The sequence below is a fragment of the Methylomonas sp. PHL2-19 genome (genome assembly GCF_059331595.1).
Genome location: NZ_CP196839.1, coordinates 3,152,018 through 3,169,188 on the forward strand (window position 1 = coordinate 3,152,018; position 17,171 = coordinate 3,169,188).

The following is a 17,171-nucleotide window of genomic DNA, read 5'->3' on the forward strand; positions in this document are numbered from 1 at the left end:
ACCCGCACCATCAACAATTTGTCAGTCCGTTAAGCAAATCGGCCTTGATGTCATCGACATTTTCCAAACCCACCGAAATTCTCACCAAGCTGTCTTTGATTCCCGCTTCGGCTCTGGCCTCCGGGCTCAAGCGGCCATGTGTAGTGGTCGCTGGGTGAGTGATGGTGGTTTTAACATCGCCCAAATTCGCCGTAATCGACAACATGCGTGTCGAATCAATCAGCTGCCAGGCATGATCTTTGCCACCTTGCAATTCGAAACTGACCACTGCGCCGAAATGCGTCTGCTGGCGCTTAGCCAACTCGTGCTGGGCATGCGATTCCAATCCGGGGTAATGCACCTTGGCTACGGCCGGTTGTTGCTCCAGCCATTTGGCCAGTTCAAAAGCATTGTCGCAGTGTGCTTTCATGCGCAAAGCCAGCGTTTCCAGTCCACCCAGAAACACCCAGGCATTGAACGGACTCATCGTCGCACCGCCGGTACGCAGATAGGGATACACGTATTTTTCGATCAATTCTTCATTAGCCACCACCGCACCGCCGACGCAACGCCCTTGGCCGTCAATGTATTTGGTCGTGGAATGCACCACCAAATCGGCGCCGAAGGTTAATGGCTGTTGCAAGATCGGCGTGCAGAACACGTTATCAACCACCAGGAGCGCACCATGCCGATGCGCTATATCGGCTATGGCCTGAATGTCGGCGATTTCGATTAACGGGTTTGAAGGCGTTTCCAGAAACAAAAACCGGGTATTAGGCTTAATCGCCGCTTCCCAGGCCGCCGGATCGGTCAAGCTGACGAAATCGGTCTCGACGCCAAATTTGCCGAAATAATTTTGGAAAGTCAGTACCGTGTTGCCAAACACACTGCGCGAACAGACTACATGGTCGCCGGCCTTCAGCAGAGCCATGCCGACCGCCATGATCGCGGCCATGCCCGACGCAAACGCCAGGCAGCGCTCGCCTTTTTCCAGATACGCTAAACGCTCTTGAAACGCGCTGACGGTCGGATTGGTGAAACGCGAGTAGATATTGCCGGGTTGCTTTCCGGTAAAGCGCAGCGCCGCTTCCTCAGCCGATTTGAACACATAGCTGGAGGTTGCAAATATAGGAATGCTATGTTCGTCTTCGTGAGTACGCTTGTGCCCAGTGCGGATGGCCTGAGTTTCTGGGGCATAATCTTGCCAATCAAATTCACTCATTTCGGGTCCTGTTACTTTGCAACCTGCATCTCTATGATAAAGCTGCTGCTGTTGCGCAATTCTTGCGCATTGTCATTGCGCAAGGCTTCGATGCGCGCCAGATAAGCATCGTCGATATCGCCGGTAATGTAATCGTGGCTGAAGCATGAGGTATCGAAATGCTTGATGTCCGGATTACCTCTACCGACCGCTTCGATCAGATCGTCCAAGCTTTGATAAATCAGCTTATCCGCGCCCAAGGCCTGGCAAATTTCCTCCTCGGTACGGTCGTGCGCTATTAACTCATGCGCGGCAGGCATATCAATGCCATAGACATTGGGATAACGAACCGGCGGCGCCGCAGACGCAAAATATACTTTCTTGGCACCGGCATCGCGGGCCATCTGGATGATCTGCTCGGAAGTCGTGCCGCGCACGATGGAATCGTCTACCAACAATACATTCTTACCGTCGAATTCCAGCGAAATGGCATTTAACTTTTGCTTGACCGATTTTTTTCGCATTTTTTGACCGGGCATGATAAAGGTCCGGCCGATATAGCGGTTTTTCATAAAGCCTTCGCGAAACTTCACACCCAGGTCGTGGGCAATCTGCGACGCAGCGGTACGGCTGGTATCCGGAATCGGAATCACCACGTCGATGTCGTGGTCCGGCCATTCCCGTTGAATTTTTTCTGCCAGTTTTCTGCCCATCCGCATTCTGGCTTTGTACACCGAAATATTGTCGATGATCGAATCCGGCCGGGCGAAATACACATATTCGAAAATACACGGGCAATGATCGACTAATTCGGTACATTGCCGGGTATGTAACTGACCATCCGCTTCGATAAACACGGCCTCGCCCGGCTCAATGTCGCGTATCAATTGAAAATCCAACACGTCCAGCGCCACGCTTTCGGAAGCGATCATGTAATCAGTGCCCTCCTCGGTTTTGCGTTTGCCGAACACAATGGGGCGAATACCGTGCGGGTCGCGGAAACCCAATACGCCGAAACCGGCAATCATCACCACTACCGCGTAAGCGCCGCGAATCCGCTTATGTACCGCGCTAACCGCTTGAAACACATCATCCACGGTTAGTTTGAGTTTGCCGAATTGCGCCAATTCATGCGCGAATACGTTCAACAATACTTCGGAATCTGAATCGGTATTGATGTGACGTTGGTCATCCATGAACACCTGGTATTTCAGTTCTTCGGTATTGGTCAGGTTGCCATTGTGCGCCAAGGTCAAACCAAACGGCGAGTTCACGTAAAAAGGCTGGGCTTCCGCAGAACTGGTGCAACCGGCGGTCGGATAGCGCACATGGGCTATGCCCATATTACCTTTCAGCTTCATCATTTGCTTGCTGGAAAATACATCCCGCGCCAAACCGTTATCCTTACGCAAATGCAAACGGCTACCGTCGCACGTGACAATACCGGCGGCATCCTGACCCCGGTGCTGAAGTACCGTCAGGGCGTCGTATAAATCCTGATTAACACTTTGATTGGAAACAATAGCGGCAATACCACACATAGCAGACCCAAGTTATCGATAATGGATGTAATCCGCCAAACCGGTCGGCATGTGGGTTTTCAACCACATCGCCAAGGCTTGGAACGGAGGAATGAGAAGGGATTGTTTCCACCAGGGATCTTCCGGCAACGGCGTTAGCCCGGCCAGCATCACCAACAAGGAAACCAGTACCGCCCCGCGGGCAATACCGAATAACATACCCAGCAGACGATCACTACCGGTCAAGCCGGTCTTCTCGATAAGCTGACTCAGCAAAAAACTGATTAAACTACCCAAAATTAAGGTGGCGAAAAAAAGCAACGCGAACGCGGCGGCGATTCTGGCCGAAGGATAGCTGATGGTCGATTGCAACAATACCGAAACATCGCGGCAGTACTGCGTTGCCACCCATACCGCCACTATCCAAAGCACCAAAGCAAACGCTTCTTTAACAAATCCTCGCAGTAGGCCCATTATCGCCGAAATCAAGATAATGGAGATGACGACGTAATCCACCCACAGCAACTTGGCCCAGGGTACAAAATCCAACATGGTCTAGCCGGCTAAATCAAACAAAACGACGTTGGCAAAGGGCTATTCGTCCGCCGAAACAAAACTGTTGACGTTAATTTGTGCCAATTTGGCCTTCACCGCCTGAGCCTTGGCTTTATCGACGATAGGCCCTATGCGTACTTTAAACACAGTACCTTTATCGCTGGCTACCTCTCTGACCGATGCGGCGAAACCTTGTTGCTTCAGATTATCCTGCAAACTGATTGCGTTTGGTTTTTGACTGAAGGTACCCACTTGCAAATACCAGCGATTGCTATCCTCGGCTGCTGCCGCTTTGCTGGCCGGTGTAGCCACCTGTGCAGGAGCCGGAACTGCCGCTACCTCTGCTTTTGGTTCTGGTAATTTGTTAACCGGTTTAAGCACTTTCGGTGTTGGGCTCACCGCTTGTAAAGGCTGGACGGCAGGCACAGGCGATTTGCTCGGTTTAGTGAGGACTGCCGGCGGCACATCTTCCGCTTCAGCAGGTTCTTCATCGACTTGCGCGACCGCCGCCGATGGCGCAGCGGGTTTGGCGGCCGGCAGACTCCGTGGCGCCGGCGCGGTCTCTTTGGCAGTCAATTTAACTTGCGGCTTGGGCGCTTCCAACTCGGCTTCCGATTCGCCTTCTTCCAGCACTTTCATCGTTTGTTTGGGCACAGTCTCGGCCGGCAGAGTTTCCGCTACCTCTTCAACTTTTTCCGGCAGAGGCATGATTTCCACATCTTGAGCCTTGGCAGGCAGCTCGGGAATTTTCAATTCATTGATGCTTTTGCCTGTTTCGTCTATCGGGTCGTCAAATAACATCGGTACGAAAATCGCCGCCAACGCGGTAATGACCGCCGCACCAATCAATCGCTGCTTTAACTCTTGATCCATTCTGATCACCTCTATGAAAATTTCGATAAATATTCGGATACTAGAAAAAAAGAACCAAAAATCAAAAGCAAGTCGTCCTGTCCGGTATTTTGCCGGGCGGCTTGAAATGCCTCGGTAAAATCGGTAAAACCGCTACGGACATTATCCAGGCCTTGTTGCTGAAAAATGGTTTCTAACATATCCGGAGTTGCAGCGCGAGGATTAGCAAGTGGCGCTAAATACCACGTAGCCACTTTGTCGCGCATCATGTTCAATACGCCGGCAATATCTTTATCCCGCATCATCGCAAAAACTGCATGTATTCTGATCTCGGGGAAGTATTCAGACAAATAGTTGATCAATGTCTGCACAGCCTGCGGGTTGTGCCCCACGTCAAGCAAAATGCGCGGCGCGCCGGCAATCAACTGGAAACGTCCTGATAGCCGGGCACTTTCCAATCCTTGCCGAATTGCATCGTCACTGACCGCTAATTGAGGCTGTAGGGTGTTTATAGCCATAATCGCCGCGGAAGCATTTCGATATTGGTGTTCGCCCTTAAACGCCGGCGCCGGCAAGCGATCTATTTGCTTATCCGCAGAGCGCCATTCCCAGCTATCGCGTTGTTTTTGATAACTGAATTCGCTGTCCATTTGCAGCGCAATGGCTCCGACTTGCTCGGCTACTTCGACTACTGAGCGTGGCGCTTGCGCATCGCCGATTATAGCCGCCACACCGGCTCTAAAAATGCCGGCTTTTTCCCGACCGATGGCTTCTTCGGTATGCCCCAGCCAATCCACATGATCAAGTGCTATCGTCGTCACAATCGCTGCATCGGGGTCAATAATATTCACCGCATCAAGTCTGCCGCCTAAACCGACTTCCAGTAACTGAATATCCAGATCTGCCTCGGCGAAAATACCCAAGGCTGCCAACGTGCCAAACTCGAAATAGCTCAAACTGGTCTCGCCGCGCGCCGCATCAATGCGGGTAAAAGCATCGCAAATCAAGGCATCCTCGACCGGCACACCATCAATACGAATGCGTTCGTTATAGCGCAAAATATGCGGCGATGTGTAAGCGCCAACCCGGTAGCCCGCGGCCCGATAGATCGCTTCCAGAAACGCCACGCAGGAACCCTTGCCGTTGGTACCGGCAACGGTGATGGTTAGCGGTTTTTTTTGTTCGGGATTAAGCTGCCGATATACGCCTGCAACTCTTCCCAACCCTAAATCGATAGGCCGAGGATGTAGTTTTTCCTGCCAATTCAACCAGGCTTGCAGCGAATCAAAACGTGTCATTTCGACCGTATTTATTCCTGATACTGCAGATTATCGCTCTCACCCTGATTGCTTAATGGCTCGCTGGTGGCAATCACTCCGACCACGTCGGCGCTGCTGCCGGCGCACATAATAGCCAGGATGCTGGCTATTTTATCGCGCATCTCGCGGCGATCAACGATCATGTCTATGGCACCATGTTCCTGCAGGAATTCGCTACGTTGGAAGCCTTCCGGCAATTTTTCCCGCACCGTTTGCTCGATGACTCGCGGTCCGGCAAAGCCGATCAAGGCATCCGGCTCTGCGACGTTAATATCGCCCAACATCGCCAAACTGGCGGACACACCGCCCATGGTGGGGTCGGTCATGAAAGAAATATACGGAATCCCGGCTTCGGCCAGTTTGGTTAGGGCCGCGCTGGTTTTGGTCATTTGAAACAGCGAGAACAAAGACTCCTGCATTCTGGCACCGCCACTGGCAGTAAAGACGATGAACGGCACACCCAAACGCAAACTTTCGTTGACGCCACGCACAAAACGCTCGCCAACCACCGAACCCATTGAGCCGCCCATGAAACCAAAATCAAACGCCGCCGCAACGATACCGACACCTTTTAGCGTGCCCTTCATCACTACCAACGCATCGTTTTCGTTGCTTTGTTTTTGCGCCTGACTAATCCGGTCTTTATAGCGCTTGCTGTCCTTAAATTTCAAAGGATCGCTCGGTTTTAATCCAGCACCGATTTCTTGACGGCCGTCTTCATCCAAAAACATATTCAAGCGTTTACGCGCCGAAATGCGTAAATGGTGATCGCATTTTGGGCAAACGCTTAAGTTTTTCTCCAGCTCGGCGTTAAACAAAATCGCATCGCAACGCGGACATTTATTCCACAAGCCTTCCGGCACGGTGGTTTTCTTCTGCGAGGATTCGGTTCTGATGGCAGAGGGAACCAGTTTTTCAAACCAACTCATTCGGTGTAGTCTCCGCTTGAAAGCTTAAACATCCATGGCTGCGCGCATGGATTTCAATAAAGTGATGATCTCATGCTTGGCTTGCTGAGGATCATCGAGATTCGCTTCTATTTTACTGATCAGCGCGCTACCCACCACGACGCCGTCGGCAATCGCTGCAATGGTTTTCGCCGTATCGGCATCTTTAACACCAAAACCAACACCTACAGGCAGTGCAGTATTCTGGCGAATGAGTTGCAACTTTTCTTCGACATCGGCGGTATCCAGATGGCCGGCACCCGTGACGCCTTTCAGAGACACGTAATACAAGTAACCGCTGCCCACTGCATCCATTTTCTGGATCCTTTCGGCATTGGTGTTCGGCGCCAGTAAAAAGATCTGATCAATGCCGCGGTCGCGCAGCATGCGAACACAAGACTCGGACTCTTCCGGCGGCAAATCCACCGTCAATACGCCATCAACCTCAGCGCGCTGTACGGCATTCGCAAAGTCTTCGTAACCCATGATTTCTATCGGATTTAAATAGCCCATCAACACCAATGGGGTGTCCTGATCGGTTTTACGAAACTCCATCGCCATGCTCAATACTTTCCGCAAGCCGACATGATGAGATAAAGCCCGCTCGCTGGCGCGTTGTATCACTGGTCCATCAGCCATTGGATCGGAGAAAGGTACGCCTAGCTCGATCACATCGGCGCCAGCTGCCACCATTTCATGCAGCAGTGGTACGGTAAATTCCGGATAAGGATCGCCGGCTGTAATAAAAGGGATCAAGGCTTTGCGCCCGGAGGCTTTTAATTCAGCAAATTTGTTGGCTAAACGGCTCATAGACTGATGCCCTCGCGTTGCATAATGGTGTGCATGTCTTTGTCGCCGCGTCCGGACAGATTGACGATAATAATTTGATCCTTGCGCATGGTGGGCGCCAGTTTCATCGTGTAAGCCATCGCGTGGCTGGACTCCAACGCCGGGATAATGCCTTCCATTTTGGTCAAGGCATGGAAGCCTTGCAGCGCCTCATCGTCGGTAATATTCGGATATTGAGCGCGGCCGGTATCTTTCAACCAGGCGTGCTCCGGGCCGACACCGGGATAATCCAGACCGGCGGAAATCGAATGGGTTTCAATAATCTCACCGTCGTCGTCGGCCATCAGATAGGTGCGATTGCCGTGCAATACGCCGGGTCTGCCGGCCGATAACGGCGCGGAATGACGACCGGTTTCGATACCGTCGCCGGCAGCCTCGACACCATACATCTTCACGCCGGCATCGTCGATAAACGGATAGAACAAGCCAATGGCATTGGAACCACCACCAACGCAAGCGACCAAGGCGTCGGGCAATTTGCCGGCTTGATCCAGGCATTGTTGGCGCGCTTCCCGGCCTATCACGGCCTGGAAGTCACGGACCATGGCAGGATAAGGATGCGGACCAGCTACGGTGCCGATAATGTAAAAAGTATTGTCGATATTGGTGACCCAATCGCGCAAGGCTTCGTTCAGCGCGTCTTTCAGGGTTTTGGAACCTGACTCGACCGGCACCACGGTAGCGCCAAGCAACTTCATCCTATAAACATTCAAGGCTTGGCGCGCGACATCGACAGCGCCCATGTAAACCACGCATTCCAAACCCAGGCGCGCGGCTACAGTGGCAGTAGCAACGCCGTGCTGGCCAGCGCCGGTTTCGGCGATGATACGAGTCTTGCCCATGCGCTTCGCCAGCAAAGCTTGCCCAACAGTGTTATTTACCTTGTGCGCGCCGGTGTGATTGAGATCTTCACGCTTCAGATAAATCTGCGCACCGCCCAGATGCTGGCTCCAGCGTTCGGCGTGATACAGCGGCGACGGCCGGCCAACATAATCGCGCAGATCCGCATCCAGCTCGGCAATAAACTCCGGATCCAGCATATAGCGCTGGTAGGCTTCGTTCAGTTCGGTTATGGCCGGCATCAGCGTTTCCGCAACAAAAATACCGCCGTAAGGCCCGAAATGGCCCCGGGTATCCGGCATATCGTATCTATCTGTCATAGTTCTCAAGTCGCTTGATTAGTTATTCTTATGAAAGCAGCCATTTTCGCCGCATCCTTGATGCCTTTCCCGGCCTCAACACCGCTGCTGACATCCAGCGCATACGGTTTTACCGCTTTAATCGCTTCCCCGGCATTTTCCGGCATCAATCCACCCGCGAGAATGATCGGCAAACTGCGGGCCTTAGGAATCAAATCCCAGTCAAAACTGCTACCGCTGCCGCCCTGCACGCCCGGATGATAAGCATCCAACAGTAACCCGGCCGCATCGTGGTACTGCTGTTGCAATCCTACGACGTCGGTATCGGATTGCATGCGAATGGCTTTGATATACGATTTATCGTAAATCCGGCAATCCTCAGCAGGCTCGTCGCCATGAAATTGCAGGCAATCCACCCTTACTTTATTCAATACTTCGCGGATCAAAGCCGGCTCAGCATCGACGAACAAGGCTACCACGTTAACAAAAGCTGGCAACGCCCTACTGATGCTTGCGGCTTGTTCAATACTGACGTTTCTTGGACTAGGCGGATAAAACACCAAACCAATCGCGTCGACGCCCAAATTGGCCGCATAAAGCGCATCCTCCACCTGGGTAAAGCCGCAAATTTTAACGCGGGTACGCATCGAAAGCCTCATAAAAAATGGCGGCGTAGAATAACACAGGTATCCGATATGTCATGTCCGCGCCAATAAAAAAAGGCTGACCCTTGTCAGCCTTCGTCCGGTGGCTCCTAAGGTGGGCGTCAATGCGCATGATCATGGTCGTGATGATGACCGGCAGGGCCATGCGGCGTTTCATCCTGATGGGTATCTTCCGGATTCAAATCTTCAACTTCGGTTTCGTCAGACGTTGCAGGCAAATTCTGCGGCGCAACGCCCTCGTGTTCATGGGCCAGTGCTGCCGCGCGATTGACCTGATCTGCCGCTTGCACGGACACACCATGCTTATAAACCATCAGCCCACCCAGATCGGCGGTAAACGCCAGCAAAGCCGATAAAATCGCCGCCAGTAATAAATACAGCGTGTTTGCCGATCCGGCTATCAGCCCTTTGCTAAACAAACGCCACGCCGACAGTAGAGTAGCCAAACTCAATACCGAGATACCCAGATGTTCGTGATGCTCCATGATCTCGTGAACATCACCGCCATGCGCAACACTCCCTGCCGCCACCAAACCCGCCGCCACGGTAAGCGCGGCAAACACAGTACCCAGATACAAAAATGCGCCGGCTATCTGCCGCCACTCCGAGCGCTTCGCCAAGCTGCCGATTACATCCAGGGTAAAGAACAAGGTCAGCAACGCAATCGGAAAATGCACCAGCAAGGGATGAATATTCTGAAGCGCGGCAATGCCTGGCAACACACTATTAAAGCTTTCCGCCGGAGATTGCCGCACCAGGACTTCCAGGAAGGACAATAAGCTCTCCACCCCGCCGGCCACTCCGCCGCCGTTGTCGCCGCCACCATGCACGGCGAACGTCAAGTGATCGTTTAGACCCCACATAAAATCTCCCCCGATTTAGTTTTGTGCGGATACTACCACGATAGAACTAAGCCTAGTTAATCGTCACTTGGGTGGACATGGTCAAGGCTCTAGTTTTACTTTCCAAAAACTCGGTGCCTTGCTGCTGAATAAACATCACCTGCAATTTCTCGGCATCGGCAAGTTTCATCCCCTCCTCTTGCCCCAGGCATAACAAAGCGGTAGACCAGGCATCGGCGATAGTGGGGCTTTCATTAAACACGCTGACCGCCACTAAGTCGTGAGTAACCGGCGCGCCGCTACGGGCATCAAGGATGTGGCTGTAACGTTTACCTTTGACATCGAAATAATGCCGATACGTGCCGGAAGTCATCACCGACATCGGGCTGTCTTTGGGCAAGGTCACGACCTTATGCATTTTTTGTTCGCCAGGTAGCGGTTTTTCCACTGCAATCCGCCAAGCCTTGCCGTCCGGTTTGCTACCCAGCGCTTTCAACTCGCCGCCTATTTCCACCAAATAGTTTTGGATACCCATAGCTTGCAGCGCATTGCTGATTTTCTCTACGCTGTAACCCTGGGCTATCGACGACACATCGACACGCAACCTCGGCAGTTTTTTTGATATATGGCTATCGTCCACCAACTGCAATTTGTCCATGCCGACATTCGCCAAAGCGGCCTGTAGCGTTGCATCGTCGGGAATAGTCAAATCATCACCCATGAAGCCCCACAGCTCGAACAAAGGTTTGATCGTCAAATCGTAACACCCCTGGCTCAGGGCGCTGACGTTCTGCGCGATTTTAACCAAAGCCACGATTTCCTCGCCGACTGGCTGAGCATCGGTCGAAGCGTTGGCATTGAACTGCTCGATTAGCGAGTCAGGTCGGTAGTTGGATAAGGTTTTATCCAAATCCAGGAAAACCTTTTCAACTTCAGCGGTGATTTGCGCCTCGTCCAGGGCTTGCGGCGCCCAATAGCTAATATGGTAAGTGGTCCCTTGCGCAAAACCGCTAAAAGTATGCAACGGCGGCAGCGGCTCCGCACAACCTTGTATCAGCAACAGTCCCAGTAAGACCGCGTTCCATCCCTTCCTTAGCATTAACCCCCCGTAGCACTAACGCAAAAGCGCCGAAATAGTTTTGAAATGACTATGCCGAGCATCCCGCAACCATTCGAACAACACGGATTCGTGACAACTCAACGCAACACCTTGCTGCTGCATGCGCTGCAAGGCGTAATCTTTGTGCTGGACTTGGCGCGAGCAAACTACATCCGCCAACACATGCACTTGATAGTTTGCACTTAACAACTCAAGCGCGGTTTGCAACACGCACACATGCGCTTCCTGACCGATGATCACCACTTGCTGCCGACCGGTGTCAGCCAGGGCTTGCTTGAAACCGTCCGCGGCGCAACAAGAAAAACCGGTTTTACTGAAAATCCGGGCACTACCGGGCAAACACTCACTAATCTCTGCTTGAGTAGGCCCTAGCCCTTGCGGATACTGTTCAGTCACTAACACCGACACATCCAACAGCTCGGCGGCTTTCAGTAAGCGCTGACCGTGCGAGAGCATTTGTTTCAAGTCGGTAGCCGGCATCGCCGCCGACAAACGCTGTTGAATGTCCACCACCAGCAATACGCTGTTGTCTGCCTCCAGTAAATTGGGATGCGTCGCCATCGAGCTTAGCCGTGCTTCATGATGCGCGCTCGGTCGCGCTGCCAATCCTTATCTTTGGATGCGGCGCGTTTGTCGTGCAATTTTTTACCTTTCGCCAAACCGATTTTCAACTTGGCACGGCCCTTAATCCAGTACATCGACAACGGAATCAAGGTATAACCCTTGCGCTCCACGGAGCCGATTAATTTGTTCAATTCACGTCTGTGCAACAACAATTTTTTCTTGCGCACAGCATCGGGGTTGACGTGGGTAGATGCCGACAATAAAGCCGACACATGCGCACCGCTCAACCAGGCCTCGCCACGCCTGATCTCGACATAACTTTCCTTGAGCTGAATCCGACCGTCGCGCAAGCTTTTAACTTCCCAGCCTTCCAATACCAAACCGGCCTCGAAAGTCTCGTCTATCGTGTACTCGTGGGAGGCCTGGCGATTAACCGCGATGGTGTTATCGGTGGCTTTGTTGTCCTTCTTGGATTTTTTGGCTGCCATTACGTAGCGAAGATTTTTTAAACTGACTGAAAACGTGAATTTTGATATTTTACTCACACACCCGTTAAATAACGACATAAAAACACAAGGGCTCTCCAACATGACCGATAAAACCCCATCCATCCACGGCGAATGGTCCTCCCGTTTCGCCTTTATTCTGGCCGCCACCGGTTCGGCGGTCGGTTTGGGTAATATCTGGAAATTTCCTTACATCACCGGCCAAAACGGTGGCGGCGCTTTTGTGATGGTGTATTTAATCTGCGTGGCAGCGATCGGCATACCGATCATGATTGCGGAAATTATGTTGGGCCGCCGCGGCCGGCAAAGCCCCATCAATACGATGCAATCTCTGGCTACCGAAGCCAAAGTCGATCCGCGCTGGGGCTATTTGGGCTGGATGGGCATGATCGCCGGTTTTTTAATCCTGGCCTACTATAGCGTGATTGCCGGCTGGGCTATGGCTTACATCTTCAAAGCGTTTTTCGGTGGCTTTTTCGGAACCGACGGCGGCGAAGTTAAGGAGATATTCGACAATTTGATGGCCAGCCCTATCCAGCAAATTTTCTGGCACACCGTGTTTATGTTCATCACCATGCAAGTCGTAATGCGCGGTGTAAAAGGCGGCCTGGAAAAAGCCGTACGGTTTTTGATGCCTGCCTTGTTCGTGATCCTGATCATTTTAGTGGCTTATGCGATGGCATCAGGCTATTACGCGCAAGGCATCCACTTTCTATTCAGCCCCGATTTCAGCAAAATCACCGCTGACGCGGTGCTTACCGCCATGGGCCACGCCTTCTTTACGCTTAGCTTGGGCATGGGTGCCATTATGGTGTATGGCTCTTACCTGCCCGGTCATGTCTCGATTGCCAAAACCACGTTTTTCATCGCCGGCGCGGATACCGCCGTAGCCTTGCTGGCCGGCATCGCCATTTTTCCCTTGGTGTTTGCCAACCAGTTAGAAGTGTCTACCGGGCCTGGTCTGATTTTTCAAACCCTACCCTTGGCCTTTGGGCATATGAGCGGTGGTTGGCTATTCGGCGTGCTGTTTTTTGTACTGCTGTTTTTCGCCGCCCTCACCTCGTCCATTTCCTTGATCGAACCGACCGTAGCCTGGCTGGTGGAAAACAAAAATATTGATCGGCAAAAAGCCTGTGTCTGGTCCGGCACTGCCTGCTGGGGCTTAGGCGTGGCCGTGGTGTTTTCGTTTAATATTTGGTCCGACTTTAAAATCTTCGATAAAAACCTGTTCGAGCTTCTGGATTACCTGACCGCCAACCTGATGCTGCCCTTGGGCGGTTTGTGCATCGCGGTGTTTGCCGGCTGGATGATGAAACAAGCCCATGCCGAACAAGAGTTGGAACTGCCTGCGCAAGGCTTTCAAGCCTGGCAATTTTTGATCAAATACGTGGCGCCGGCTGCCGTATTCATCGTCTTCTTACATGTACTCGGGGTGCTGTAAATGATCACGGTTGTACAAAAAAGCGCCTTGGTCAAGTTTTCTGCAAAGCAGATGTTTGATCTGGTGGATGACATTGAGTCGTATCCCAAATTCTTACCCTGGTGCTCCGGCAGCAAAATCTTGAAGCGTGAAGGCAATATCGTCGAAGGCCAAATCGACATCGCCAAGGCCGGCTTTCATAAATCCTTCACTACACGTAACAAAATCGATCAAGGCGGCAGAATCCAAATCAGTTTGCTGGACGGGCCTTTTTCCTCGCTAGAGGGCTTTTGGAGTTTCATGCCGCTTCGCGAAGACGCCAGCAAAATCTCGCTGGACCTGGAGTTTGAAATCTCCGGCATGCTGGCCAATTTGGCCTTTGGTCCGGTGTTCAATCAAATCTGCAACACCATGGTCACCTCCTTCACCCAACGTGCCAAAGCCTTGTATGGCGGATGATTTGATAGCGGTGGAAGTGGCTTACGCCACGCCGGATCGACAACTGCTTATTCCCATCAGCCTGGCGGCGAATTCCACCGTCGAACTCGCCATAGAAGCTTCCGGTATTTTGCGGGAGTTTCCGGAAATCGATTTAGGTCAGCAGAAGGTGGGGATTTTTGGACAGGTTTGTAATTTGGATAAAGTCATTAGTACCGCTGATCGTATAGAGATTTACCGGTCTTTAAAGCAGAATCCGATGGATGCGAGGCGGGGGCGGTTGCAGAAATAGTTTGGGTAAAATTTGATGGTTAACCCATTTGATTTAGGCAGTGCTAAATGCAGACACACAGTTGAAATGAAAGGATATTTCTATTTTTTAAAACGTTTTGACATCGTTTTGACGCAATGTTTTGCGTCATTTAGGATGCCTAATTTTAGTTAGGCGCCACAAATGCCATCAGACTCCAAGTCAGACTCTCTTGAACTCACTGAGTTGCCGCCAGAACTTCAGCCGCAAATGCGCTTGTATCGGCGCCTATACTTGGCACGCATCGACCTAGACGAAGCCAAAGCCGCAGCAGAGGAACTCCTCGAACGCCGAATCCCACTCCCAAGACGTAAGCAACCCGTACCACTTCTCATGTCGTTAACCACCGCTCTGGTCGTCTCTTACGCTCGCCCATTTGTGGCCTCGCGTCGGAACTCCTCAGTTGCAGATACCACAGTTCCTGGAGTCCTGCTGAGAACGCTAAGCAGTCGCCAGCGCGAACTTCATGAAGCGCTGATCGAGCTTCGGAACAAACAAGTGGCTCACTCCGACGCGGAAGTTCTAGACATGCACATAAGGCTGATCCCAGATGGAGATGTCGGCATATTCCGTGATCCGCGGTCGCCATTCAGACGCGACGCATTGCATACAATTCTGAAGGTCATCGCAAAACTTGAAATCGCAATAGACGAGAAGTGCGAGAGCCTTCGCGTCGAGCTACCCAATGGTGTGTGGCTTTGAGCCGAGCGGCGCCCAACCCCTCGGTCCAGGCGAGGCCCAACGGCAAGGCAGGACCGTCGATTGGGATGAACAACCCGAATCCCAGCATAAAAGCCGTAAAGCCGGGCATCGCTACCCATTAGTTTTCCTAAACTTCAAGCAATTGGCAAATATGCCAACCGGAATTAATGCCGATCAATTTCCTTCGCTTGTGCCCCGCTATCAATGGCTTTATCAATCAACATCACGCTACCACGCATCAATGCGGCAAAGAGCAATATGGAAAACACCAACCCCATCGGTAGTATGCCGAGCAAACCGGCAATGACAACGATCAGCATAGCTATGCCGGTATTTCCTATCTTAGCGATCTTCATTTGGCCTCCCGGACCGTTTATCGGTCGAAACGAAATCTCGCATTCACTATATCGGCTTATTTAAATTCAACAATACACGCAAGCGGTAATATATTGTTTTACTTAATAAAACAGTAACAATATTAAGTGTATTTGTAATTCACCCCTATTCGAGGAAAACAGACACCCTCTTTTCAAACTAGGCGGCTTCGTCCAGCAACTCCAGGCCTCTAAACACCGAACAACGCTTGAACACCTCCAACTCCGGCGCCAGTTGTTTTTGCTGGCAGAATTTAGCGACCAGTTTGGTCAAGCCCTTGATGTCGCGCCCCGTAGCCCCGGGAAAGATGGCCGCCAGTTCGTCGATCAATTCTTCCCTGACCGGCAAGCTAAATTGCTCGGTCATGACCCGCCAGATTTTGCATCTGTCCGCATGATCCGGGGCGTGGTAGCGCAGCATGGCGATACAACGGGAAATGATGGCTTCATCGATGTCATCGACCCGGTTGGTGGTCAGAAACAACAAGCCGTTGAAATACTCCAGCACCCGCAAGAACACACCGACTACGGCATTGGAAGCCAAATTGTCTGCCCGGCTTTTGATGTACACGTCGGCTTCGTCAATCAGCATCACAGCCCCCCAGCGCTGGGCACGGATCAAAGTGTCCTTCAAGGTTTTTTCCATCTCCGCGACGTTTAAACCCAACTGCCCGGAATGCACTCGGTACAAGGGCCGCTTGATGATTTCCGAATACACCTCGGCGGTCAGCGTTTTGCCGACCCCCGCCGGACCTGCACACAGCACCGTGGTACCGCCGGATTTGCCGGCGACGATGTCGTCCATCAGCATGTCCATTTCCGCGGTCAGAATGTCGATCAAATCGGTTTGTTCGGGCGGCAGGATCAGCTTTTGTTTCAACTCCGGCTGATACACATAAGGCTGGGTATCGTCGACGTGCACCCAGACATGGTGATGCAATTCCAGATGAAACATCAGGATATAACCATGCACTGGCATTTCCGTGAACATGCCTTTGGGTACATCGGCTTTGGCGGCTTCCATGGCGCTTTCGGTTTTGCTGTCGTAGCGCATGCTTTTGCCGGCTTTACGCAGATAGGTGCCCAGAATGTCGCCGGATGCGTCCAGACTCAAAGCCCGTTCGCTGAGGATATTTTCGTCGTTGACCAAGCGGCAGATCCCGCCACCCGAGGACATGACTACCGTATTCTTGCGCGTCCAGTCGCTGCTGCGATGGCTGGCGGTTGGATCCTCGGCATATTCGCCGGTGCCCCACCCGGAAAACTGTTCACCATACCGAGCGCGCCAATCAAAATACCGGGCGGTAGCCTCATCGTAACTAGCGATTAATTCCGGGGTTTCTTTTAAATAACCTTTGGTGGCAAAAATCTCCGGGATGGTTTTGTTCGCCAGATCTTTGCTCCGAATGATGAGGCTCTCAACCATGATTTTACCCTTGGTGTTGGCCTTTAATTCGATCAGGATCCGCCCGGCTTCTTCTTCTCCCGGTGGGGTGTAATCCAGGCGAGTGATCAGATAAGCCAAGGTTCTGCCGGAAGGCTGCACATGAAATAGCCAACCACGCAGCCCGCCCTCCAATAAATAATTGGCAATGGCCGGCAACAACATTTCCAGTTGATCGACGTTGTAGCGATGGCTGTTGTCGGCCAGCGCCGCTTGCAAAGCTATCAATAGCGCTGCTTGCTGTTGTAAGGCTTCACCGTGTTGCAAGTAGATGTCGGCCAGACTGGCTAATTCGGCCTCACTGAGTAAATCGTAAGGCACTTGCGCTTTGGTGCCAAAACGCAATTGCTCATTGATGCTTTGCAAGCGGGGGTGATCGTTAAGCAGTTGTTCGAGATGACGTTTGTCGATGGTTAATTTCATGG

The 17,171-nt window shown here is 52.1% G+C and carries 19 protein-coding genes; 4 read left to right on the plus strand and 15 right to left on the minus strand.

Annotated elements, in window-relative coordinates; genetic code table 11:
• Positions 1-10: 10 nt before the first annotated feature.
• From ACR02O_RS14460 to smpB, 13 genes are all read right to left on the minus strand, one after another.
• Positions 11-1,201, minus strand: coding sequence for an O-succinylhomoserine sulfhydrylase (locus ACR02O_RS14460; RefSeq protein WP_033158649.1), 1,191 nt, complete (start codon positions 1,199-1,201; stop codon positions 11-13).
• Positions 1,202-1,212: 11 nt separating this feature from the next.
• Positions 1,213-2,721 (minus strand): amidophosphoribosyltransferase, encoded by a 1,509-nt coding sequence (purF, locus tag ACR02O_RS14465; protein WP_033158650.1) that lies wholly within the window; start codon positions 2,719-2,721, stop codon positions 1,213-1,215.
• Between the two features lie 12 nt (positions 2,722-2,733).
• Positions 2,734-3,252, minus strand: a complete 519-nt coding sequence (locus ACR02O_RS14470) for a CvpA family protein (protein ID WP_171695309.1) — start codon at positions 3,250-3,252, stop codon at positions 2,734-2,736.
• 42 nt (positions 3,253-3,294) lie between these two features.
• Positions 3,295-4,128, minus strand: coding sequence for an SPOR domain-containing protein (locus tag ACR02O_RS14475; RefSeq protein WP_458137545.1), 834 nt, complete (start codon positions 4,126-4,128; stop codon positions 3,295-3,297).
• A gap of 11 nt (positions 4,129-4,139) precedes the next feature.
• Positions 4,140-5,405, minus strand: a complete 1,266-nt coding sequence (folC, locus tag ACR02O_RS14480; RefSeq protein ID WP_458137546.1) for a bifunctional tetrahydrofolate synthase/dihydrofolate synthase — start codon at positions 5,403-5,405, stop codon at positions 4,140-4,142.
• An 11-nt stretch (positions 5,406-5,416) separates the two neighbouring features.
• Positions 5,417-6,355, minus strand: a complete 939-nt coding sequence (gene accD, locus ACR02O_RS14485; RefSeq protein WP_494521911.1) for an acetyl-CoA carboxylase, carboxyltransferase subunit beta — start codon at positions 6,353-6,355, stop codon at positions 5,417-5,419.
• 24 nt (positions 6,356-6,379) lie between these two features.
• Positions 6,380-7,183, minus strand: a complete 804-nt coding sequence (trpA, locus tag ACR02O_RS14490; RefSeq protein ID WP_458137548.1) for a tryptophan synthase subunit alpha — start codon at positions 7,181-7,183, stop codon at positions 6,380-6,382.
• Positions 7,180-8,382, minus strand: a complete 1,203-nt coding sequence (trpB, locus tag ACR02O_RS14495) for a tryptophan synthase subunit beta (protein ID WP_101052402.1) — start codon at positions 8,380-8,382, stop codon at positions 7,180-7,182. Before trpB ends, trpA begins: the two co-directional genes overlap by 4 nt.
• A gap of 5 nt (positions 8,383-8,387) precedes the next feature.
• A complete protein-coding gene (locus ACR02O_RS14500; RefSeq protein WP_101052401.1) occupies positions 8,388-9,008 on the minus strand; it encodes a phosphoribosylanthranilate isomerase in 621 nt (206 codons plus the stop codon).
• A gap of 119 nt (positions 9,009-9,127) precedes the next feature.
• Entirely contained in the window at positions 9,128-9,889 is a 762-nt protein-coding gene (locus tag ACR02O_RS14505) for a DUF2231 domain-containing protein (protein ID WP_458137550.1), read from the minus strand.
• Between the two features lie 52 nt (positions 9,890-9,941).
• A complete protein-coding gene (locus tag ACR02O_RS14510) occupies positions 9,942-10,967 on the minus strand; it encodes an FAD:protein FMN transferase (RefSeq protein ID WP_458137551.1) in 1,026 nt (341 codons plus the stop codon).
• A gap of 15 nt (positions 10,968-10,982) precedes the next feature.
• Positions 10,983-11,549 (minus strand): isochorismatase family protein, encoded by a 567-nt coding sequence (locus tag ACR02O_RS14515; protein ID WP_458137552.1) that lies wholly within the window; start codon positions 11,547-11,549, stop codon positions 10,983-10,985.
• Positions 11,550-11,554: 5 nt separating this feature from the next.
• The gene (gene smpB / locus ACR02O_RS14520) at positions 11,555-12,040 is read right to left on the minus strand and encodes an SsrA-binding protein SmpB (RefSeq protein ID WP_020481594.1); all 486 of its coding nucleotides are present in this window, start codon (positions 12,038-12,040) and stop codon (positions 11,555-11,557) included.
• 100 nt (positions 12,041-12,140) lie between these two features.
• Here smpB and ACR02O_RS14525 point away from each other — a divergent pair, with 100 nt between their 5' ends.
• The 4 genes from ACR02O_RS14525 to ACR02O_RS14540 all read left to right on the plus strand — a co-directional run bounded on the left by ACR02O_RS14525 (position 12,141) and on the right by ACR02O_RS14540 (position 14,928).
• On the plus strand, positions 12,141-13,499 hold the full coding sequence (locus ACR02O_RS14525; RefSeq protein ID WP_458137553.1) for a sodium-dependent transporter: 1,359 nt from the start codon (positions 12,141-12,143) through the stop codon (positions 13,497-13,499).
• Entirely contained in the window at positions 13,500-13,937 is a 438-nt protein-coding gene (locus tag ACR02O_RS14530) for a type II toxin-antitoxin system RatA family toxin (protein WP_201798987.1), read from the plus strand. It begins immediately after the preceding gene.
• Positions 13,927-14,208, plus strand: coding sequence for an RnfH family protein (locus ACR02O_RS14535; protein WP_458137554.1), 282 nt, complete (start codon positions 13,927-13,929; stop codon positions 14,206-14,208). Before ACR02O_RS14530 ends, ACR02O_RS14535 begins: the two co-directional genes overlap by 11 nt.
• A gap of 252 nt (positions 14,209-14,460) precedes the next feature.
• The gene (locus ACR02O_RS14540; RefSeq protein WP_458137555.1) at positions 14,461-14,928 is read left to right on the plus strand and encodes a hypothetical protein; all 468 of its coding nucleotides are present in this window, start codon (positions 14,461-14,463) and stop codon (positions 14,926-14,928) included.
• Between the two features lie 164 nt (positions 14,929-15,092).
• On the opposite strand, the gene ACR02O_RS14545 is transcribed toward ACR02O_RS14540, so the two are convergent.
• Together ACR02O_RS14545 and ACR02O_RS14550 are read right to left on the minus strand one after the other, a co-directional pair.
• On the minus strand, positions 15,093-15,284 hold the full coding sequence (locus ACR02O_RS14545; protein ID WP_033158664.1) for a hypothetical protein: 192 nt from the start codon (positions 15,282-15,284) through the stop codon (positions 15,093-15,095).
• Between the two features lie 178 nt (positions 15,285-15,462).
• Positions 15,463-17,169, minus strand: coding sequence for an AAA family ATPase (locus ACR02O_RS14550; protein WP_458137556.1), 1,707 nt, complete (start codon positions 17,167-17,169; stop codon positions 15,463-15,465).
• Positions 17,170-17,171: the final 2 nt, after the last annotated feature.

Bases quoted from the DNA above. Each gene is read 5' to 3' on its own strand.
- ACR02O_RS14525 (WP_458137553.1), top strand. From the start codon at position 12,141: ATGACCGATAAAACCCCATCCATCCACGGCGAATGGTCCTCCCGTTTC.
- ACR02O_RS14505 (WP_458137550.1), bottom strand. From the start codon at position 9,889: ATGTGGGGTCTAAACGATCACTTGACGTTCGCCGTGCATGGTGGCGGC.
- smpB (WP_020481594.1), bottom strand. From the start codon at position 12,040: ATGGCAGCCAAAAAATCCAAGAAGGACAACAAAGCCACCGATAACACC.
- ACR02O_RS14515 (WP_458137552.1), bottom strand. From the start codon at position 11,549: ATGGCGACGCATCCCAATTTACTGGAGGCAGACAACAGCGTATTGCTG.
- ACR02O_RS14460 (WP_033158649.1), bottom strand. From the start codon at position 1,201: ATGAGTGAATTTGATTGGCAAGATTATGCCCCAGAAACTCAGGCCATC.
- ACR02O_RS14470 (WP_171695309.1), bottom strand. From the start codon at position 3,252: ATGTTGGATTTTGTACCCTGGGCCAAGTTGCTGTGGGTGGATTACGTC.
- trpA (WP_458137548.1), bottom strand. From the start codon at position 7,183: ATGAGCCGTTTAGCCAACAAATTTGCTGAATTAAAAGCCTCCGGGCGC.
- ACR02O_RS14500 (WP_101052401.1), bottom strand. From the start codon at position 9,008: ATGCGTACCCGCGTTAAAATTTGCGGCTTTACCCAGGTGGAGGATGCG.
- ACR02O_RS14550 (WP_458137556.1), bottom strand. From the start codon at position 17,169: ATGAAATTAACCATCGACAAACGTCATCTCGAACAACTGCTTAACGAT.
- accD (WP_494521911.1), bottom strand. From the start codon at position 6,355: ATGAGTTGGTTTGAAAAACTGGTTCCCTCTGCCATCAGAACCGAATCC.
- purF (WP_033158650.1), bottom strand. From the start codon at position 2,721: ATGTGTGGTATTGCCGCTATTGTTTCCAATCAAAGTGTTAATCAGGAT.
- folC (WP_458137546.1), bottom strand. From the start codon at position 5,405: ATGACACGTTTTGATTCGCTGCAAGCCTGGTTGAATTGGCAGGAAAAA.
- trpB (WP_101052402.1), bottom strand. From the start codon at position 8,382: ATGACAGATAGATACGATATGCCGGATACCCGGGGCCATTTCGGGCCT.
- ACR02O_RS14545 (WP_033158664.1), bottom strand. From the start codon at position 15,284: ATGAAGATCGCTAAGATAGGAAATACCGGCATAGCTATGCTGATCGTT.
- ACR02O_RS14475 (WP_458137545.1), bottom strand. From the start codon at position 4,128: ATGGATCAAGAGTTAAAGCAGCGATTGATTGGTGCGGCGGTCATTACC.
- ACR02O_RS14510 (WP_458137551.1), bottom strand. From the start codon at position 10,967: ATGCTAAGGAAGGGATGGAACGCGGTCTTACTGGGACTGTTGCTGATA.
- ACR02O_RS14535 (WP_458137554.1), top strand. From the start codon at position 13,927: ATGGCGGATGATTTGATAGCGGTGGAAGTGGCTTACGCCACGCCGGAT.
- ACR02O_RS14530 (WP_201798987.1), top strand. From the start codon at position 13,500: ATGATCACGGTTGTACAAAAAAGCGCCTTGGTCAAGTTTTCTGCAAAG.